A 431-nucleotide genomic window follows, 5' to 3' on the forward strand; every position below is an offset into this window, starting at 1 on the left:
GCTGGGATCATTGCAAAGATGACTGGATAGCTGTTGCCATCGGCATATAGCCTATGAACATCATAGATGCATACTTAGCCTCAGTACGTGGTCGGGGGACCCTCGTTTGTCACTCTTGTTTAGTGAGAGGCGAGCTTAAAATAGAAGGATAATAATAATGACTAAATCGACCCTGATCTCTATCACATTGGTTGCCGCCGCTGTTGTGGCTGCAATAGGTTACCAAAGTTTCACCTCTGAGCCTGAATCCGTCGAGGCTATTGCCCCTCAAGATGTGATAACTTCTCCTGTTGCACAACAAGCACAAACATCTGCTAAGCCAGTAGCGCCTGTTTCTATCAGTGCGCCATCAGCATCTGAGACAGTGAGCGGCTCCGCAGCGACAGATTTTGTGGCGAGTTCTGATGCTAAATCTTCTGCAGTTAATGACC

Annotated in this window: 1 pseudogene; it reads left to right on the top strand. The window is 47.6% G+C overall.

Annotated features, from left to right (window positions below):
• Positions 1-157: 157 nt before the first annotated feature.
• Positions 158-431: pseudogene (locus MTCD1_RS18555) on the top strand (hypothetical protein); the annotation flags it as partial.

This window comes from Colwellia marinimaniae (assembly GCF_002207865.1).
GTDB lineage: Bacteria > Pseudomonadota > Gammaproteobacteria > Enterobacterales > Alteromonadaceae > Colwellia > Colwellia marinimaniae.